Source organism: Rhodococcus gordoniae, from assembly GCF_001646655.1.
Classification (GTDB): Bacteria; Actinomycetota; Actinomycetes; order Mycobacteriales; family Mycobacteriaceae; genus Rhodococcus; species Rhodococcus gordoniae.
Window position 1 is genome coordinate 57,176 of record NZ_LPZN01000011.1, and the last position, 20,465, is coordinate 77,640.

General features: G+C 66.2%; 11 protein-coding genes. 8 read left to right on the top strand and 3 right to left on the bottom strand.

Annotation, left to right across the window (positions count from 1 at the left end):
* Window positions 1-31 precede the first annotated feature (31 nt).
* The 3 genes from A8G18_RS06295 to A8G18_RS06305 all read right to left on the bottom strand — a co-directional run bounded on the left by A8G18_RS06295 (window position 32) and on the right by A8G18_RS06305 (window position 3,475).
* Complete coding sequence (locus tag A8G18_RS06295) at window positions 32-1,747, bottom strand: alpha/beta hydrolase (RefSeq protein WP_064063180.1); 1,716 nt, start codon at window positions 1,745-1,747, stop codon at window positions 32-34.
* 305 nt (window positions 1,748-2,052) lie between these two features.
* Window positions 2,053-2,493 carry a hypothetical protein gene (locus A8G18_RS06300; RefSeq protein WP_064063181.1) on the bottom strand — a complete coding sequence of 147 codons (441 nt, stop codon included), beginning with the start codon at window positions 2,491-2,493 and terminating at the stop codon, window positions 2,053-2,055.
* Entirely contained in the window at window positions 2,474-3,475 is a 1,002-nt protein-coding gene (locus A8G18_RS06305) for a hypothetical protein (protein ID WP_064063182.1), read from the bottom strand. The genes A8G18_RS06300 and A8G18_RS06305 overlap by 20 nt, the downstream gene beginning before the upstream one ends.
* A gap of 479 nt (window positions 3,476-3,954) precedes the next feature.
* On the opposite strand from A8G18_RS06305, the gene A8G18_RS23310 reads away from it, so the two are divergent.
* From A8G18_RS23310 to A8G18_RS06345, 8 genes are read left to right on the top strand one after another with little or no spacing between them, the layout of a single operon-like run.
* Complete coding sequence (locus A8G18_RS23310; RefSeq protein ID WP_245207785.1) at window positions 3,955-4,302, top strand: hypothetical protein; 348 nt, start codon at window positions 3,955-3,957, stop codon at window positions 4,300-4,302.
* Window positions 4,299-7,046, top strand: coding sequence for a vWA domain-containing protein (locus A8G18_RS06315; protein ID WP_064063184.1), 2,748 nt, complete (start codon window positions 4,299-4,301; stop codon window positions 7,044-7,046). The genes A8G18_RS23310 and A8G18_RS06315 overlap by 4 nt, the downstream gene beginning before the upstream one ends.
* Before the next feature lie 42 nt (window positions 7,047-7,088).
* Complete coding sequence (locus A8G18_RS06320; protein ID WP_064063185.1) at window positions 7,089-10,664, top strand: tubulin-like doman-containing protein; 3,576 nt, start codon at window positions 7,089-7,091, stop codon at window positions 10,662-10,664.
* A gap of 1 nt (window position 10,665) precedes the next feature.
* On the top strand, window positions 10,666-13,395 hold the full coding sequence (locus tag A8G18_RS06325; RefSeq protein ID WP_064063186.1) for a magnesium transporter: 2,730 nt from the start codon (window positions 10,666-10,668) through the stop codon (window positions 13,393-13,395).
* Between the two features lie 14 nt (window positions 13,396-13,409).
* Window positions 13,410-15,422, top strand: a complete 2,013-nt coding sequence (locus A8G18_RS06330) for a SaeA-related protein (RefSeq protein ID WP_064063187.1) — start codon at window positions 13,410-13,412, stop codon at window positions 15,420-15,422.
* A 1-nt stretch (window position 15,423) separates the two neighbouring features.
* Window positions 15,424-18,153 carry a GAP1-N2 domain-containing protein gene (locus tag A8G18_RS06335; RefSeq protein ID WP_064063188.1) on the top strand — a complete coding sequence of 910 codons (2,730 nt, stop codon included), beginning with the start codon at window positions 15,424-15,426 and terminating at the stop codon, window positions 18,151-18,153.
* The gene (locus A8G18_RS06340; RefSeq protein ID WP_064063189.1) at window positions 18,153-19,169 is read left to right on the top strand and encodes a hypothetical protein; all 1,017 of its coding nucleotides are present in this window, start codon (window positions 18,153-18,155) and stop codon (window positions 19,167-19,169) included. Before A8G18_RS06335 ends, A8G18_RS06340 begins: the two co-directional genes overlap by 1 nt.
* Window positions 19,169-20,332, top strand: a complete 1,164-nt coding sequence (locus A8G18_RS06345; RefSeq protein ID WP_064063190.1) for a TRAFAC clade GTPase domain-containing protein — start codon at window positions 19,169-19,171, stop codon at window positions 20,330-20,332. Before A8G18_RS06340 ends, A8G18_RS06345 begins: the two co-directional genes overlap by 1 nt.
* The last annotated feature ends 133 nt before the right edge of the window (window positions 20,333-20,465 follow it).

Below are 20,465 nucleotides of genomic sequence, written 5' to 3' on the forward strand. Positions count from 1 at the left end.
ATCAGAGCCTCGGGCAGCGTGCCGTGTTCGACTACTCGTCCGCGGTGTTCAAATGTCCGACGGCCTCAGCGATCCGCTGCGTGTCGGCGAACGTCCACCCCTCAGGTGACGTCACCGCGGCCCAGCCGTAGGGGATGAGGTCCTCGTAGTTGTGCCCGTGACCGACGGGTGGCGACGTGCCGACCATGATGTCGGCCGCGACCTGAGCGAAGGTGACGATCGGGTACCACCGCATCGACGGTGAGCGATCCGCACCGGGAGGTTCGGCGAGCCAGTCGGGTCGCTCGAACAGCAGTCCCGGTCCCCACCACACCACCGGATCGGACGCATGCTGCAGATACAGAATCCGCGGGTCGTTCCACGGTCCCTGCTGATCCTCGAGCGTCTGCAGGTCGGAGGCGAACCGCACCGCGACACCGTCCTCGTAGACGGGCAGGACCTCAGGGCTGCCGGGGTCGCGATGGTCGACGATGCTGCGCCACAACTGGTTCGAATTCGGCGGTCCGACGAAGAGCGCGCCGTCGATCTTCCTGCGCATGTCGTCGATGTCGTCGAAGGCCGCCTCGGCAGACTGCGAGCCGAGGCTTTCGCCGTAGACCACGAGCTTCGGTCGCTGCTCCTCCGGCAGTTGCGACCAGCGTTCGTGAACCCCGTTGATCAGTGCGTCGCCGGCTGCCTTGGCGGCGGAACCGTCGACGAGGAAGGAGATCCAGCTCGGCAGGAAGGAGTACTGGATCGCAGCGATTGCAGAGTTGCCGTTGTAGATCATCTCGATCGAGTCGGCGGCGAACGGGTTCACCCACCCGGTGCCGGTGGTGCCGGCGACCACGAGGATCTCGCGTTCCCACGCTTTCGTGCGGTCGAGTTCGTCGAGGATCAGCTGCACCTGCTCATCGGTGGTGCCGCCGGCTTCGAGCCCTGCGTATACCCGTATGGGTTCGAGTGCGGGAGCGCCGTTCAGTTCGGTCAGCTCCTCGGCGTCCATCCCACCGGCGACGAACGTGCGTCCCTGACGACCGAGGCTCTCCCACGACGACGGCGACGCCGGGCTGCCGGACCGCTCGGGAACCTGTGGCTGTTCCACGCCTGGGTCGGTGCTGTTGTTGTCGTCGGCGAAGACGACACGTGCCGCCGCAGAACTGCTCGCAAGCAAAACCTGGTCGACGAACACGACTACCGCGAGCACGAGAATCACCGGTGCGAGGATGCCTGCTGCGGCGACCGGAACACGAAGGCGGGTCGCGAGGAACTCCGCGAAGCGTCGTCCGACCCACCGCAAGCCCCGTGCAATGTAGAGGAGCACGGCAAAGATTGCGACGCTCACCAGACCGGTCCGCAGATACGCGAAGCCCGTCGTGGTCTCGATACCCATGAGCGCACGGACCTCGTTCTGCCATTCCGCCGCGGCGAGCAGACTTCCCGCGAGTGTTCCCACCGCGACGAGAGCGACCAGCACCTCGGCGATGAGCCGAGCAGTGTGGCCTCGCCGCCACGTGAGCCGCGGAGCGATCCATCGCCGCGCGGGAAAGGCGATGAGCACACCGATGCCATAGCCGACGATGCTCGTCACGCCACTGATCAGACCCTGGAAATACCACTCGCGGGGGATGAGTGAGGGGCTCAGGCTCCACGCGAAGAAGAGCAGGGCGACGACGAGGCCGACGAAGTCGAGGCCGAAGACAGAGAGGTGGCGTCGGGTGTTTTCACTCGACTCGTCGATTTCGAGGGGGGTGGCGGGAGCGGTCACGGTGCGACAGTAACTAATACGGAACGTGTACGCCGTCTATCGACCTTCCGCGCGATGGGGGTATGTCGGTAGGGCATATCTGCGACTCAGGTAATTTACGCTCGGATCTCAGGCTCCGCCGCCTACCCACGAACTCATCTTTTCAAAGTCGGTGCGCGCCTGGCCCGTCCCCAGACCTTCACCCGTCATCGTCCTCCCCTCGCCCTGAGCTCTCACCTGAGCGGGTAGGTCGACGATGGGATTGGGAATTCACCGATTGGAGTCGCTTTGCGGTCATGGTCGACTGAGAGAGGCAACGAGACGGCTCAGAGATCCCACACCTGATCGGGATCGTCGAGCGCCGCGCGAATCTGTCCGAGATCACCGAGGTCGGCCAGGGGAGAAGTCTTGGCGATATCGACGATCCCTCGCAGGACCTCGCTGATCACCTGTGAATTCTCTTGCTCCAGTGCCTGATCCAGTCGGGAGAACAACGCATCGAAGGTTGTGCGGCGTTCGGCGAAGGACTGCTCGAAGTAGTCCCTGACGATCGACTCGGCCGACTTGATGCGCTGAACTTCCGCGGTTGCGTAGGTGTGCAGACGGGCGCGTTTCGTTTGTTCGACAGCGTGGATCTCGATGCACTCCTGCGCGGCGGTGACCAGCTGCGAGAGCGCTGCGAAACCGTCGACCGCAGCAATATTGCGTTTCACCGAGCCCAATACCTCGCCCTCGTGCACTTTCCGGTCAGCCTTGTTCGGCGCCACGGTCGTCTCCTTCGGTCATCGGGCGGTACCGCACGGTCAGATTCGCGCTGTTCTCGGTGAGCTCGCCGTCTTCGTCGAGAATGGGAGTCGCGGCGACGTCCCGGACTGCCTTCGACAGCGTGATTGCCTGTTGGAAGCGCGACGCATGTATGCGCGCATCGAAGGGCTCGGACTCGAGTACGTCCAGGGCTGCGACTGCTTTGACGGTCAGTGCGCCGAGCACGGAGCGCAATTCGTCGATGCGGTGGTCGACGGCGGTCAGGAGAGTGTCGGTGGTGCCCAATTCGGCATTCGCGATGTCGATCTCGGCTTGGAACTCGGCCGCTTCGGTGAGTGCCTTCTGGCCTTGCCCCTTGATGACGAATCCGCTGATGAGGAGAGCGGGGCCGATCGTCACCACATTCAGCGCGGCCGCGCCGAGTGCCACACCGCCACCGCCGGCCGAGAGCGCGCCTCCGCCGAGCCATGCCATTGCGGCGCTCTGTGCGGCTGCTCCCGAGAGACCGGATATGGCGGCCCCTGTGCTTGCAACACCGAAGCTCGTGGCGGCCGCCGATACTGCGGATGCGGTGCCGACACCGGTCGCAACCGATGCCATGGCTCCGCCGAGCCAACCGCCCAGATTCAGGTCGAGGCCGTTCGGTCCGTCGACCTGCGTGATGCCGGCCTGGAGACCGTCGGCCAGCAGCCGTTCGTTCTCCCGTACCTGCTTCTCGTGTCGACGCAAGAACTCCGCCATGCGGATGACAACGTCGGTCAACGCCTGTTGCTGTTGCCCGCCCAGCGCTTCGAGTTGGGCGTTGGTCTTCTCGACGCGTTCTACGATCGCGTCGCGGCGCTTGGTGTACTGCTCGTGAGCCCTGCGCAGTTGGTCCGCCGCCTTCTTGCGGTCGGCGATGCCTTTGCCGCTGAGCGCGACGCCGCCGCCGCCCGTCACGGCGCCGATGGCGATCAGCGCGGCCGGAATCAGAGGTAGGACCATGAGCTCTCCTTCGTGTGGTCGGCCCAGTGTGCCACTCGACCCGGACAAATCAACCACCGCTCCGTCTGTATGGCAGGGACCGACGATTCCGAGGAAGGTTGGACCAGTCGGATCTCAGTGCCTGTAGGGACCAAATCCTCTGCCTCGGCGAGACCAACTGCGGACGATATTACGTTGGGGTAACGATCCCATTGGTACTCGTAACGGGCTGTGGGCGTCCCCCGATTGAAGGATCAATAACGCCGATATCTGCCGGGATGTACTCGCTCAGGAATCGGTCCGAAGCTAGCCCCCGAGAGAAGCCTGTGCAGTCACCGTCCGACCCGTTCGATTTCAGCGAGTACTCGAGTTCGCGAGACGGGATCGACACACCATCGACGACCCCGAGTGGACCTGCATGGGGGAGCGCTCCGACCTTCGGTTCCCACCCGGACCCGTTCGGGCCGGGAGCGTCGTCGCCGGCATTTGCGTCTACCGATGTGTTCGCTTCCGAACAGCCGGTGCGTTCGTCCGGATTCTCGCAGGGCAAGACCCCCGTCGGGCGCGTCGTCGCGGCGTGCGCGGTCGCCGTCGTGGGTTTGGTTCTGGCGATCATCGCACTCGCGCTCGGCTCTGCGGGTTTCGCTGTCGCAGGCTGGGCCCTCGCCGGACCGATCGCCGCTCTGCTCCTCGCCACGTACATGATCGCGGACACGAAGCAACGTGCCCTTCCGGTCTATCAGCCGTCGAAAGCGGCACAGGTCATCTATTGGGTAACCGTCGCGTGTGCGGCGGCGGGAGTGCTCCTCGGCGCATGGCAGATTGCGGATTGGTTCGGTCGACTGTGAAGAAGCTTGCAACCGTCATCATTGTTCTCCTCGGCTGCCTGCTGATCGCGCCAACGGCGTCCGGCCAACCCCGTGAGACCGCGGTGGCCGATTTCGGTGGCTGCTTGGCGTCGCAGCGCGAGGGCGACCTGCTCCTGATGATCGACGAATCGGGCAGTCTGCAGCAGTCGGACCCCGATGCTGCCCGCGTCGAAGCCGCGAATTACCTTCTCGGCCAGCTTGCTTCCTTCGGTGCGTCCGCAGGTGTCGCGCTCGATGTTGCCGTGGCGGGCTTCTCGTCCGAGTTCACGATGCATGCGCCGTGGACCCGCCTGGAGTCCGGAACGCTGGGCGGACTGCGATCCGAGGTCGATGCGTTCCGTTCACGGACGTCCGGGCTCGACACCGACTACTGGCTCGCGCTCGACGGCGCCCGAGGCGCACTGGCGGAGCACTCGTCCGGAGGCTCCACGTCGTGCCAGGCCATTGCCTGGTTCTCCGACGGCAAACTCGACTTCACGGCTCGCGACGGGGAGAAGCCCTATGCGCCGGGTCTCTCGCTGTCCACCGACGAAGGCGTCGCTCAGGTCGTCGGCGCGGCACGCGAGTCGATCTGCCGACCCGCGGGAGTCGCTGATCAGTTGCGGTCGTCCGGTATCGCGACATTCGCGGTGGGCCTCGCCAACGGCACCGCGCAGGCCGCCGATTTCGACCTGATGCGCTCCATCGCGACAGGCGAGCCGGTGGCCGGTCAAGCGTGTGGTGTGCGGACGGAACCCACGCCGGGCGACTTCTACCTCGCGCAGAACATCGACGATCTGCTGTTCGCCTTCGACGCGTTCAGCAGTCCCGGTCAGGCTCCGCTCGAGAACGAGACCGGTGTCTGCGCCTACGAGGTGTGCGAGGAGGCCCAGCACCGCTTCGTGCTCGACGACTCGATCGGGTCCGTCACGGTTCTCGGATTCGCCGACGCCGAAGGTCTGGTTCCGACGCTCGTCAACCCGAGTGGCGACGAGCTCCCCATGGCCTACACGTCGGCAGAGTCCGGTTCGTCGGTCGAGGGCGTCGCGGTCGATTACCGCTGGCTCTCCGACCGCTCGGTGTCGTTCACGATGGAGCAGCCCGAGAACGCCGCCGGCGAGTGGCAGGGCATGTGGGCTCTCGTGTTCGTCGACCCCGACGGGTCCGAGCCGGCTGCCCGCTCCAAGTCGAACATCCACATCTCCGGAAACCTGTTCCCGGCGCTGCTCGGCCAGGACGTCACCGCCATCCACGCCGGTGAGGTCACGTCCGCGGTCCGACTGGGAATCGTCGACTCCGACCGCGAGGAGATCGATCCGTCCGAGCTTCTCGGATCCGCGTACCTGGGCGTGTCGCTCACCGACGCGGCGCAGGTGGATCACACGTTGGCGTCCGGGGTGTCCAAGGACGCGATCGGTGAACCGATCGAGCTGGACCTGACGAACGTCGCGCCCGGTGAGGCGACACTGCGTCTCGTCCTCGAAGTGACCACCGCGGACGCCACCGACGAGTCGGGCTCCGTGATCGCTCCCGGCACCGACCTCACGCCGCAGTACGTGGACGTGCCGCTGAACTTGGCTCCGCCGATCGGCTACCCGACGGTGCCCGGCCGGATCGACTTCGGGCAGGTGGAAGGTTCCGGTACCTTCCCCGGCGAGCTCGTGATCCAGGGGCCCGGGTGCGTGTGGGTCGACCCTGCCTCGCCCGTCCGTATCGATGCAATTCCCGATGGCGTCGGAAATGCCGCACTCACCGTCGGCGGAGCCACTTCGCCGGACAACTGCCTCACCATCGAGGAAGGAACGAGCGGCAGACTGCCCCTCGAACTCGCTGTCCCGGAAGCGGGCAACGGTGCCTTCAACGGTGCGGTCCGTCTGATGATCGCCCCCGAAGGCGAGCCGGATCGCGCGATGCCCGTCGACGTTCCGTTCACGGCGGATCTGCTCAAGCCGCTCGACACCGCACGCTTCCTGCTGGGCTTCCTGGCGGTGTTCCTCCTGGGTGTCGGAATCCCCTTCGCCATCCTGTATGCGCTCAAGTGGTGGGCGTCTCGCATCCCGGCCGAAACCCTCAAGTCGCAGAGCTTCCTCGTGCGAGTGTCCGACGGTGGGCTGTTGCGTGACGGTCGACCGTTCACCCTCAACGACAACGACCTGCGAGAGATCGTCCGTAATCTCGACAAGCCGGCTCGAAACCTCGACGTCGACGGAGCTCGCCTCGAAGCCAAGATGGGTAGGGCGCCCGTCGGAGCCGGTTACGTCCTCGTCCGTGCCGAGGGGATGCTCGGCGCTTCGGGTGCGACTCCCGCTACCGATCGCAGCACCGGTCAGGCACGTCTGCCCCTCGCGGTGCACAACAACTGGGTGCTGCTCCACGACCCCAAGGGACCCGTCGACGAGGCGGTCCTGCTCCTGCTCGTCGGTGCCAATGCGTCGAACGAACGGGTACGGGGACTTGTGGACGAGGCAGGTCGGCGAGCACCACGGATCATCGACGATCTGCGAGCCCGCGCACAGGGCTCCGACAGCAACACACCGCAGAACCCGACTTCGCCTGAGCCGGCGACGGCCGGCGCTCCGTCGTCGTTCGATCCGTTCGCCGCACCGGGGACACCTTCGGCTCCGACCTTCGGTGCTCCGCCGCCGTTCACCGGTGGTCCCGGCTTCGGGGGTCAACCGCCGACCGGTCCCGGATCGACACCGCCGGGACAACCCTTCGACCCGTTCCGTCCGCCCGGTTCCTGACGGCCGCGCAACAACTCTCTATCTCGATTCGGAAGGACCGCAATGAGGCGATTTCTGGTAGTTGGCTGCGGCGGATCCGGTGCCGTCACCCTCGCGTACATGATGGACCAGCTCCGGTCCGATCTCGCCGCCGTGGGCATCGACAAGATCCCGGGCGGTTGGCAGTTCGTCAGCGTCGACGTGCCCACCGCCCCCGAAGCCGGGCCCGACGGTCTGGGCAACGTACGCGACCAGGGCGGCTACTACTTCGGCAGCGGTCCGCAGGGCGACTCGTATGCCGTGCTTGACAACGCGCTGAGCAACCAGTTGGGCGCACGGAACAGCCTCCACGAGATCGCGACCTGGGCACCCCGTGACCCCTCCGCGGTGACGGTGCCGATCGGCTCGGGCGCCGGCCAGTATCGGGCCCTCGGTCGCATGATCACCCTGAGCAAGGCCGGCGGCATCCGCGACACGCTGCAGCAAGCGTGGGACCAGCTGTTCACGGTGCAGACGGCGACCGAGATGTCTGCCATGAAGATCCCCGGCGGGGGAAGCTTCGAGCAGGAGGAGTCGCCGATCGTCCTGGTCGTCTCGTCGATGGCCGGTGGTGCCGGCGCATCGATGGCCCTGGACATCTGCCGACTGCTCACTCTCATCCCCAAGCTCGACCCGCGCCTGATGGGCGTGTTCATGGTGGCTCCCGACATCTTCGACGGTCTCGGTCGCAGCGCGACGACCGGTGTGCGCGCGAACGCGCTCGCGATGCTCGGCGAGATCGTCGCCGGCCAGCTCGGCTCCGCACGCGAACACGACGTCGAGATCCTGCGGGCCCTCGGTCAGCAGGCCGGTGAAGGCGAGAAGGTGCCCTTCGCCCGCGTGTTCCCCGTCGGTCGCCGCGTGGGTGTCGAGGGTGCACCCTTCGGTGACGGCTCGCAGAAGGCGATCTACCGCGGTCTCGCACGTGGTCTCGCCGGGATGATGATGAGTGGCGCCGCGACCCGCCAGTTCGTGCAATACGACCTGACCAACGGTGCGGGTCTGTCCGGCCAGCGCGAGAACATCGGCTGGGGCGGCCAGTGGGACAACCTGCCGTGGGGCACCTACGGGTTCTCCAGCCTGAGCATGGGACGCGACCGTTACGCCGAGTACTCCGCTCAGCGACTGGCGCGCAGCACCGTGGATCGCCTGCTCGACGGCCACCGCAACGCGGCCAGCGTCGCCTCCGACGAGGACCAGGTCAATGCGATCCTCGACAGCCAGTGGCAGACACTGCTGACGAACATGGGACTGCCGGTCATGCAGAACAATCCCGCTGGAGCGCAGGTCGGTGTCGGACCGTGGTTGACCGACAGCGTTCTTCCGTCGGCGGAAGCCCAGCGGATGGCACGTCAGATCGTGGAAACCGAGCTGCGTGCCTATCTGCCGTCCGGCAGTGGCCTGAGCGCGTCGCAGTGGGTTCCTGAGGTCCGACGTGCACTCGCGGCGCGTCGTCAGGCACTGGTGACCTCGGCCGAGCAACACGCGCTCGGTCACGCCTTCCAGTGGCACCGAGGGCTGGCGCAGCGCATCGAGCAGCAGGTCGCCAAGGCGGTCGCCGACCTCGGCCTGCCCTACGCGACGGCAGTGGTCAACAGGCTGTCGATTTTGGTGAAGGACCAGATCCGGGCCGGTGCCGAGGAACTCTCGCGCCATGCGCCCGAGGACATCACCGTCCAGTCCGCCGACACCCTGCAGATGCTCTCCGCGCTCAAGGGCAACATCGAGAGCGACGCCGACCTCCTCGAGCGGGTGATCTCCAGCTGCAGCAACAACGTCTACCGCCAGCTGTACGCGTCGTTGTCCGGCAAGGTTTCCGAGGTCGCGGCCGCACTCGTGCCGGAAATCCTCAAGCCGCTGCTCGACGCCCTCAACGAGTCTCAGACGGCGTTGCGCAAGGCGCGGAGCAAGCCGGCGAGCGACGTGGGTCTCGCTCGCCTTGCCACGGACCAGTACGGTGCCTGGCCGGCCGACAAGAGTGATCGCGTCCCCAAGCGTTTCGCCGAGGCCAACAACGAGGTGATGCTCACTCCGTCGGCCGATTTCATGGATCAGTACCGGTCCGACCTTCCGCTCGCCGTGGCATCGGACGGCCTGGGCACTCCGCCGTTCGAGGAGGCCGTCAATCGCGCGGTCGCCGAGGTGGTCACCGGTATCTGGACCACCATCGACGGCAGCCGGCCGCCGGGGGAGGAGCACCCGCTGCTCGAACGCACCTCGGCGTGGCGCACCCGTGCCTTCCCGTTCGATCCCGGTACCCGTGAAGCCCTCGTGCCCTCCGCCGCGCGATTCGACGTGCACGTGCGACCGGCCGAACTGCTCGAACGCGCACGGCAATTCGTGGCCAGGACGGGGGAGTCGTTCGACAGGTTCTGCCGGGTCTCCCTGCGTGAGTACATCGAGGACATCACGGTGCCCGAGTACGCACTCGACGAGCGTCGCGAGCGTCTCCGCTCCAAGTTCGTCGAGGCGCTCTCTCTCGCTCGGCCGCTGGCGAGTGTGAACCAGCAGGCACTCGAAGCGCTGCATCCCGGTCAGCAGATCGAGTACCGCTACAAGTTCACGTCGATCCCGTTCCTCAATCTCCCTGTGGCGGATGCTCTGTCGCAGGTGTTGCAGAAGAACCCGATGATCGATCACGAAACCCGGTCGGAGTTCGTCCGATTGTTGTCCGAGGAGGACAAGCTCACTCGCATCGACATCTTCGGGTCGTATCCGAACTACTCCCCGCTGGCATACGATTCCGTGCTCGCTCCGGCCGCGAAGCAGTGGGCGGATTCCACTCCGGCGCAGCAGGAAGCGTTCTGGCAGTGGCGTCGTGCACGTCCGCTCGCCGCATCGTTGCCGATGCACGAGAGCGAGCGGCGCGCGATGACCGCCGGGTGGTTCCTCGGTCTGGTGACGGGTCGACTGCGTCTGCCCTCCGAGCCCTACGACGAGCCGGTCCGCGTGTGGGACGGTGCCACGTCGAGTTGGGTGGACTTCCCGAACCCGCTGCTCACCCCGCCGGCACGGTTCCTCGCGAACAACGACTGGCTTCCCGCCGTCATGGAATCGGTGTTGATCGCGATGGCTCGCTCGCACGAGTCGCCTGTCATGGCGTCGATGGCTCCCTACCGCGCGTTGCGAGGGATCTACGACGCATCGGCGGAGAAGCCGGCCAGCGGCATCCTCGAGGTGTCGGCCAAGTCCGTGCTTACCGACTGGCTGCGCACCGGCGACACGGGAACCGGTTGGCAGTCCCAGGTCGCCGACACCGGCGCGGGCGTCTCGATCGACGCGCGCGCGAAGAACGCGATCGCCTGGTTGACGAAGGTCCGCGATCTGACCGGCCAGCACTACCTGGCACCGGGTCGGGAAGGAGCACCCGGCGGAGGCGTGTTCTCGACCATCACGGTGCGCGAGCAGGCGTCCCAGACCCCGATCTACCGCGACATCGCCGCCGATGTGTACTGGGCGACAGGCGAACTCATCGCTTTGGTCAAGGAATGCAAGACTCGCGCCGAGCAGCCCGAGCACGTCGACACGGTCACTCCCACCGTGAGTACCGCGACCACCTCGGCGCAGACCTTCCGGATCCCGGACATGGGGCAGTTCTGAGATGGCGACGGAGAGCAAGAGCGTTCTGACGGTCTTCGTCGGCTCGGTCGGTCCGGCTGCCGGCGTGCGGGACGTCCTGCGCGACCTCTCGACAGCGGAACTCGTGGGTTCGTTCGTGTGGGTGGACGACTCCGAGATCGGTGAAGCCGGAGCTCGGGTCCCGGCCGTGGAGACCGAGCGAGGAATCTCCCGGTCGGTCACGCTTCAGGACGTCTTGGCCTCGCGTCACTACGACCTGGTTCGCCTGTGTGTCCTGGTGCCGAGTGGGCCGGGCGCTGTACCCGTACGTCTGGGCACCGAGACGATGCTCGCCGAGCTGTTGTCGTCGAACTCCGGAGGCGCGCGGTGCGTGCGTCTGCGGGTTCTGCTGCGTCGCCCCGCCGATGAACAGCCTGCTTCCGCGACCCCTGCTCTGGCCGGTTGGCACAACCTGCTCGTCGCACCGGAGGACTCCCGTGGACCCGGCATGGGCCACGAGTCGCTGACGGTAACGCACGATCCGGTGGATGTGGGCCGCCAGGCCGCGCCGGTGATCGCCGGCATCACCGGCTTGTGGACGGATATCGAACACACCCCGTTCGACGATGCTCCCGTCCTTCCGGGCAACTCGCTGCGCGTGGTGCGGTCCTTCTACCGCCGCCTCGATACATCGCACGCCGAACACCGGTTGCACTCCGAACTGCTGGAGTTCGACGGACAGCTCCCGCTTCCGCGCGACGCGGGCACCGCGGTGCTCTACGCCGATGATGTTCCGGCAGCGACCCGGCAGATGGCACACGCCGTGTGGGTCAAGCACGGACACTTGCTGACCAGCCCGCGAAAGAGCGCGCCCCCGAAGCGGGACGTCCGCACCATCACCTTCATGGACGCGGTGCGGATGACCGGACGTTTTCTTCTCGCGGTGCTGAAGAACGCTCCGTCCCTCCTCATCACGCGGGCGATCCACCGAGCCTCGACGTCCGTGGCCTCCGCCGCGCAGCGAGCACTGTTCGGATCGACGCCCGGCGCATACCGGGTCCTCGTGGGTGGTGTCGACGCCGACGGTCAACGCGTGTCGTGGACCGAGTACGAATCGGCCTCGCGCCAGCTCGGCGCGGCACTCGACGAGGCGAAGGGCACCCCGCAAGTAGCAGCACCCGACCTGTCGGCCCTGTGGCGGGACTACGCCCGCGGTGCGCTGACACTCGCCGACGCCAGTGAACGATCGGCGGGTCTGCCCCCGATCCAGGTGGGTGCGCATCGTGCCGTCCTGCGATCGGCCGCCGACATCGTGCCCGGTCCTGATAACGACTTCACCGACATCCCCGGCGTCGTCTCCGCCACGACGCAGCTGCACGTGGCCGAGGCCCCCGACATCCTCGGTGTCGAGGAGCTCCGCACCACACTTCGTGGTCTCGAGCAGGATCCGGTGATCGGTCTCGATGCGCGACGCACCGGCGCAGCCATCCAGACGTGGGCCGCCAAGCGGCGCCACAGTTTCGCGGTGTCCTTCGGCTCCATTCTCACCAGCCGGCTCAGCGCGGACATCACCGAAGCGGGAACACTGCTCGAACGGATCAAGGGTGTCGAAGCCCTGCGTGACCCTGCGGAGGAGAGCGCCGAGGTTCAGAGGCGGATGTTCTGGCGCGTGCGCATCGCAACGTTGATCGCGCTCGTGCTGGGTGTGCTGGCAGGTGTCCTCGCGTGGAAGGAGTTCATCTCCTGGTGGGCGGGTGGCCCGATCATCGCGCTGTGTGTCATCGGGTGGGCCATCGCCGTCACGCTGATCTGCCAGAAGGCGCAGCAGTACCTCGAAGATCTGCTGGCGAGTCGCGAAGCCATCACCGCCGCCAACGAGGCCGACCGAGTGAATCTTCGTGCGGCTCTGCGCGAGATCGAGGTTCTGACCGGTGCCTACCGGCAGTACCTGTCGTGGAGCCGCGCGCTCGGCGCCTTCCTGGCCCGGCCCCTCGGTGTGCCGAAGCACGTCCTGACTGCTCGCCGGCGGATCGACTGGGGTCTGCCGCGCCACAGTGCCATCGGGTCCGGCAGCCCCGACGACGACAAGATCGCTCGCGTTGCCGATCAGTTGCGGCAGGATCTGTTCACCGTCGGATGGCTCACCGAACCGTGGGACACGGTCTCGGCAGGAGCCGGTGTGGCTCTCGGCGGGTCAGCACACGACATCACCCGCGACCCGAGCCTGCTGACCACCAAGGCCGGTGCCGGGTCGGGCTCTCCCCTCGACGAGTGGTCGCTCATGTTCTACCGCGGCCGGGTGCAGTCCACCGGTGCGGCGGTGCTCTGGCAGCGGGCGATGAGCGAACTCACCGGTCCTCGCACCGAACTCGCTCGTGACCTTCTCGACGTCATCGAGTACCGCATCGACGGCACCGTCCATCGCTCCGGTATCGACGACTTCCTCGCCGGGGTCGGAGTGCCGACCGAGGGTGGCTTCCTCGACCGCGCGGCCTTCACCGACACCGCGACGATGCGCGGTGCCTCGGCTGTATCCGGTGAGCTCTACTCACGGACACGGGTCGGTTGCGGCCTCGTCGCGGTCACCACCCAGTTCACCGAGGGTGTCTCTGCCGAGGATCTCGCCCGACCGACGTCGAAGCATGTCCGGACCGAGGAGATCCACGAGATCCCCGATATCGATCTGCGTCCCGCGCAACGCGAGGAATCGTCCGCCGACAATTCGGGTCGAACTTCGTACATCGCGCCTGCCGTCGACGGCATCAACTTCTGAGAGCGAGGATTTCCGTGTCGGAAGGTGTCATCGAAGCGCTGCAGGAGTGGCGGCAGACCGAGATCGACAAGGGTCGACTGCGGCCGGGACTGATCAAGGACACGCATCTGCAGCAGATCGTCCGGACGAATCGGCGCACGGTCGCCGAGATCGAGTCGATGCTCCCGCGCCACGCGAAGCCTCTCGTCGAGGGTCTCGTCGAAGCGCTCACGTCGGCCACCGCGCTGAGCACCGACACCGCTCCGTCCGAGACGACCTCCGCGACGCGGGAGCCAGAGCCGGAACCGGTGGTCGAACCGGTCGAGCCGCTTCCGGGCAGCGAATTCCTGGTGGACCTCGGAACCGAGGACTTCTGCGAGTATCTGCACGGTGAGTCGGAGTACGAGGTCGGTCCGCTCACCATCACCGCTGAACCGCGAGGTGGGCACCGCGTCGAATGGACACCGCTGCCCGGGCGGTCCGGAACGACGGTGCTGTATCGAGTGGTGTCGGGGGAGACCCATCGGGCCTACAAGCCCGAGGCAGGGCGACTCGTCGGCGTCACCCGTGGCTCGATGATCGTCGATATCGAACCTGCGGCAGCAGCGGTGCGCCATCTGCAGGTGTGGGCGCACATCGGCAGCAACGAGCGGGATGCCGCGGAGCGTCAGCCGGTGCTCATCGCCGAAGGACACGTTCTCAGTGCCGTCCAGGATTTCGTCGTCATCGAGGACGACGGTGCGGTGATCGGCCAGTGGTCGGTGTGGCCGGGGGTTTCCCGCGTCCGGGTTCTCCGCATCCCTCTCGACGGTCGCTCGCCCGTCACGAACGACCCGCGCTACCGGATCCTCGCCGATCAGCCGAACTTCGGTGGCTTCGTCGACCGTGATGCACTGCGTGGTCACCGCTACCTGTACCGCGCGATCTGCGAGATCGAGGTGGACGGTCAGACGCGTCTGTCCCCGGCGGCGCAGGCCGAGGTGCTCGTTTCCGCCGTACTCGAACCGGTGACCGATCTGCAGGTCACCACGCACGAACACGAGGACGGTCTCCACTTCGACCTCGGGTGGACTCCGCCGGACATCGGCAGCGTGGTCATGTACCGCACGGAGACCGCGCCGAAGGCGGGCATCGACCGGGAACTCCTGGAAGCGAGCGCCCTGGACGTCTCCGGTGGGCTTCCCGCGTCCGCGCGGCTCGTGCACCCGGTCGTCATCGATTCGCAGGGCCGCCACAGCATGGCCAACGTGTCGTGGCCGCGGGGGTGGGTGCGTGCCTACTTCACTCCGGTGACCGTTCTCGACGGGCAGGTGCAGGTGGGTCGTACCGTCATCGCAACGCGACCGCTCCCGGCGCTCGAGGGTGTTCGCATCGTCGAGCGGTGTGCTGAGCAGGTGGTGACCTTTCCGTGGCCGGACGGGGCAGCGTCGGTGTCGGTCTACGTGAGCGCCGCGCAGGTGCCTGCCGAACATGCCATCGAGCAGCGACCGGTCGCGGAGATCTCCCGTTCGCAGTACGAGCGGGACGGTGGGCTGCATCTGCGGGATCAACTTCCCGAGCAGGGGTGCGCCGTGCATGTCGTCGCCATCGCTTACACGGCGGGCGAACGCATCGTCGGTAAGCCGTCCACCGTCGACTATCCGGGACTGTTGCGAATCCAGTACACGATCGAATCCCGGCCTGCTCCGGGTGGAGTCCTGGTCCTGGCTATCCGGTTGGCGTCGGAGATCGAATTGTCCACCGCACCACCCTTCCTCATCGTGCACAATCTCAGGCGGCTGCCGTTGAGCGCGCGGGACGGTCAACCGCTCGAGGTCCGCGGGGGCAGTGGTACGCAACCGGGAGCGCGGAGCTTCCACCCGAACGGTCTGCGCCGCGAGTGGTCCCAGCCGTGGTTGGTCGACGTGAGCGACGCCCGGGGATTCGTGCGCGTGTTCGCGGATGTGCGACCCGAGAAGGCGCGCACCATCGCGTTGCTCGACCCGCCGGTGGAGCAGATCAACCTCGATCTGATCGACCGGCGTCCGATCGACGATCCGCTGGAGTGACGTGAGTGCCCACGATGCCGAACGCCCGAGGTTCGGCCAGCTCACCTATACCTCCTTCGACCGTCCGGGTACTGCGACCGCTGGAGGTTGGCAGGTCAAGGACACCACCGGCGACCTCTACGCGGACGAGAAGGAACGGTTGCGAGCGGGGATCGTGACCCGATTCGACGCGATACCTCCGATCCCTCGTTTCCCGAATGCGGAGGAGCTTCGCAATCGCCCACGACGGTTGATGTACGCGCCCGGAGCGGGCCGTACCGGTATGTACTGGCACACGGTTCCGGCCGGTGCGGATGCGACGGGACGACCCGGAAACGTCTTCGCGCACTGCCTCATCGATCGTGTCGGTAGCGAGGCGACCGATGGTCGTCCGATCGAGCGGTGGGGTTCGTCGGGTTGGCTCGTGCCCTACGGTGCGGACGAGGTCGCCGCAGCAACTCTCGGTGCCACCGAGCCGGAACCGAGTGATCTCGTCTCCCGCGACGCCGTGTTGGATTTCCTGCTCGATCCGGACACATGGCGCGTGGGTGTCTTCAGCGTTCTTCTGGATGCAGTGGCACGAACGCTCGAAGGCGGGCCGCCGGTGGTTCTCGGTTGTCGGGATCCGCACAGAGCAGCACTGTGGATCGCCTCGGTCTCGCACTTCATGTCGCCCGGCACGAGCCGGCGGTTCGGGTGGTCGACGTTCGATCGGCTACACGCAGTGGACGACGCTGTCGCGTGCGGCGCACACCTGATCGCCGTGCCGCTCGACGACCTGCCCGGAGATACACCTGGATGCGTCGTCTTCGGAGAAGGCGAGTCGCCCGATCTCGGTGAACTCGACGGCGAACCGCACTGTGTCGAGAACGGCGATCTCGTGCTGGTGACTCCCTGGTCGCTGCTCGCCCAGACGGTCTTGGTGGAGGAAGACCCAGCACGACGTGCGCTTGCCCGTCAGGACGCGATCGCAGCGGAAGTAGGCGACGACGGTCTCTCACCGATGTGGCCGTTGGCGATGGCCGTGGTGTCGGACGACGAACTCCACGACGCTCTCGACGAAGCGACGACGATTCTGTTGGAACACAGTCCGGAGACTGTCGCAGGTACGGAATGGGCGGCACTGATCGCCAACATCGTGGAACACAACCTCGGCGACAGCACCGAGGACGCGGCTCGAGGACTCGATCGCTGGTCACGCGACGACACCCTGGCACCGGCGGTGCGCACTCTTGCTGCAGTGGTCTTTGCGCATCGCGCATTCGACGAGGTCGGATGGATCTCAAGTGCCGACCCGATGCGCCGCGAACTCTTCGGTCACTGCGATCGTGCACCGGAACTCGTCACCGCGGCAGAGCGCGCAATCGACCGGCTCCGACACCACGTGGGTGTGGGAAGCGATCGCCTCGCCGTGGCTGTGGACGCTCTACGCACGATCGATGTGGTGGTGCGAGCAGGACTTCTCACCACACGCAGTGAGGATCGCGTTTTCGAGATTCTCGAACTCGCGGTCGTGCCCGTCCTGTGCGCTCCGAAGATAGGACCTGCGGTGGTCGCCGAAATCGGGGAGGTGGAGGAGACCACCTGTGTCGACTTCGTGCAGCCGGCGGTGGTCACGCATCCCGACTTCCTCGCCCGACCACTGGGGCGCCGCTTGGAGCGTTCGGTCTTCGCATGGGTCGCCAGCAGCCTGAGGGAGCGGCCGACGTTCGACGAGCTCGTGGCGGACAGCTCTGTCGTGACGTCGCCGGTGAGTGTCCTTGTTGCCGAAGGTGTTTTCGGGCTCACCGCCGACGGTGGACGTGTTCGCAGCGATCTGGCGACGGTTGCGCTGTGGCGTGCCTTCTTCGAACTCGAAGACGGCGCTGCGAGTGTCGACAGCCTGGATGAGGTGGTCGCAGCCCAGCAATGGAATGCCGTTCAATGGTGTCAGGCAATCGAGACGTTCCCACAGGTGGTCGCGCCGCGGTATCTGCAGGACGCTGTCGTGTGCAACGCATGGGCGTCGGATGTCGAAGCCGTCGCCGCTCACCTGATCCGAGTACGTCGCGGTGAGCTGAGGGGGCGCTGGCATGAGAATCGGCGTCTCGATGCCCTTGCGGAGAGTTGGGCCGCGATCCGTTGGCAGGAGAGTTGGTCGACCGTCGGGGGGCCTGAGTTCGATCGGGCCTGGCAGCAGGACGGACTACCGGTACTCATCGATTACGCCCGGCACTACGCAGCCGACCTTCCGAGTGACGTGCTCGCGCGGCTTGCCGTCTTTCTCCTGGCAGCACTTGCACGACCGTATGGAGATCCGTTGGCGGAAATCGATCTGCCGGCGGCACACCAGGACGCACTCGTCGACGCTGTTGCAACCGAAGTGAGATATGCAGTCGAGTCGATTGTCGAACTCGTCGAATCAGGTGTCGTCGGAATCGAGTGGCTGCTCGCGCATGCAGTGTTCAGTTCGCCCAAAGCCCCGAGAGCGGGTGGACTGTCGGCGCAGACCGAGTTGCTGAGTCGGCTCGTGATCGAGTCCGACGGTGGCCGGCAGGGACTGCTCGACGAGGTTGTGACGCGCCTGCTACCCGCGTCGTGGTTCAGAGGGCCCGGGGCTGTGATGACGACGATCCGCACTGAACTACGAGCGCGTGGTCGCCGTGACGCCGACCGGGTGTGCGAAGCCTACGAGGCCTTCGTCGTGTGGTGGTTCGACCAGCGGCTGGCGGACGCCGAACGTGTGATTTCCGGACCGAGAGGATCGATCTGATGCCGGGTTACGTACTCGACGGGGCAGGGCGAGTGGAGTTGCCTCGGCAACCGCTCGCCGTCACCGTCACAGCGCTCGACGTTCCGGTGGTCGTTCGTGCGACGACCGCCGACGGCCAGGACCTACCATCGGCGCTGCATCCGAAGCCCGGCTTCGTGGTGTTGCCGCGGATCGACAGGGATGTCGTCGTGGTTGCCACCCCTGGGAACGACTCGGGATTCCCGCAGGGCACGGTGCTTCAGGCGATCGTCGCAGTGGACACGACGAATGTCGTCGACCCGGACCGGGCCGAGCTCACGCCCCTGGACGTGTCGGGACTGCACCATGTCGAACTTGCCACCATCACTCCGGCAGATGATCGGCTCGTCGTCCGCGCGCGCAAGACCGCAGTCGACGTCCCGCTGAACGAACTCGGTGCGCGAGCGCGCTCGGCGGCCCGAGGAGTGCTGGGTGTGGACCGGTTGCCGGAGTCCGGACAGGTTCGGGTCGAGGTCGACATCGACACCACAATGTCGATGCTTCCCCTCATCGAGAACGGCACTGTACGCGACGTCGTCGATCTTCTGTCCGGCATCGCTGCTGTCGTCGGACGCCGGGAGGAACTGCACGTGAACCTGATCGGACACAGGGTCACGGCCTTGCCGATCGAGGAACTGCGACGCGCTGCCGACACCGTGCAGGGCGCTCTGGACGCTGCCGGACTGGGTATCGGTTTCCGGTCTTCCACCGTCGACCGGTCACACCCCGCCGAAACGACCCTTGTCTTCACTGTGACCGACGCCGTGCCGGCGGATCACACCGCGGTGCCGGTCGAGGGGGTGCGCCGGCGTCCCATCATCCTGCAGGCCGGAGAGGACTCGCGGAACGAACTCGAACCGGGCGGCACGGTCGTATCGACCGCGACCGAGACGCACGCGAGTCGGGGGTGGCTGGACGATCCGCAGGATCTGTTCCGCACCGTGAAGTCGCTCGTGGCGGGACTGGCCGCCGGCACGCACACGGAAGGTGCCCTCTGATGACGAAATGCCCACGGTGCTTCACCGAACTGCCGGCCGACCGGACTGCTTGGTTGCCCACTGCTCCCGCCGAGGTGGAGCCGGACCAGATCGCCACTGCTCATCAAGGGACGCCGGTTCGGTCGGGCAAAGTTGTGTACCTCGACCGCCCGGCTGCAGCGGGGGAGGACTGGTCGCCCGAGGCCGAGACGGTGGAGGAGAAGGCCGGAGGGCCGGCTGTCGAGGCATGCCCGACCTGCCACTACCGGCTTCCTGTCGGACTTCGGGGTGCGCAGACCACCTGTATCGCCATGGCCGGAGCGCGTGCCACCGGAAAGACCGTCTACATTGCGGTTCTCGTCAAGGCGCTCCAGCTGCTCGGCGAGCGACTGAACTGCGTCGTGGAGCCGGCGACATCCGAGACGGAGATGGTGTACCGCGAGCTGTACGAGAAGCCGCTCTATGAAGAACGCGGCATCCTCGAACCGACTCCAGCCGCGCACACGAGCAATCAGTATCAGCGTGAACCGCTGATCTTCTCGCTCGGAGTATGGAACGGACGCCGGCAGTACCTGATCCTGCGGGACGTGGCGGGGGAGGACCTGGAGAACCCGAACAACGTCCACGTCCAGCACATGCGCTTCTTCGCGCAGGCGGACGGCGTGGTGTTCATGTTCGATCCGCTCCGGGTCGAATCCGTACGTCAGCAGCTGCACGACCTGGTGCCGGTGCAGGAGCGGGTCGGCGGCGACCCGCGTTCGGTGCTGCGCACAGTTTTCTCGATCATCGGGAACTCCACACCGAATCTTGCCGTGGTGTTGTCCAAATTCGATGCACTCCAAGCACTTCACAACGTGGAGGGCAGCGACTGGAGTGAGATCATGGGACAACCGGGTGCAGCGTTCTCCCGCGACCCGAGCCTGCAGTACGCGCCGTACAACGAAATGGACGGGCAACTCCTGCACGAGGAGGTCCGGAGTCTGCTGGACAAGCTGGAAGCGAAGTCGATGGTGATGTCGGTGGATCAGCCGCATACCGGAGTGACGCTGAACAGCAGATTCTTCGCTGTGTCGGCTCTCGGCGAGTCGCCGGTGGGGGATCGGCTGCACCACAACGGCATTTCGCCGTTCCGGTGCCTGGATCCGGTGCGGTGGATTCTTGCGCAGCGGGGAGTGTGGGTGTGAGACAGCGCGTGCGATAGCTAGTTGGCGGTCAGAACGCATGCGCGGTCGAGGCTACCGTTTCGATCCCGAATCCCGTGTAACGACAGAGTTACTCGCGACGATTCTCCATTGTCCGGCTCGAAGTGCCGGTATC

Bases quoted from the DNA above. Each gene is read 5' to 3' on its own strand.
- A8G18_RS06340 (WP_064063189.1), top strand. From the start codon at position 18,153: ATGCCGGGTTACGTACTCGACGGGGCAGGGCGAGTGGAGTTGCCTCGG.
- A8G18_RS06325 (WP_064063186.1), top strand. From the start codon at position 10,666: ATGGCGACGGAGAGCAAGAGCGTTCTGACGGTCTTCGTCGGCTCGGTC.
- A8G18_RS06345 (WP_064063190.1), top strand. From the start codon at position 19,169: ATGACGAAATGCCCACGGTGCTTCACCGAACTGCCGGCCGACCGGACT.
- A8G18_RS06320 (WP_064063185.1), top strand. From the start codon at position 7,089: ATGAGGCGATTTCTGGTAGTTGGCTGCGGCGGATCCGGTGCCGTCACC.
- A8G18_RS06305 (WP_064063182.1), bottom strand. From the start codon at position 3,475: ATGGTCCTACCTCTGATTCCGGCCGCGCTGATCGCCATCGGCGCCGTG.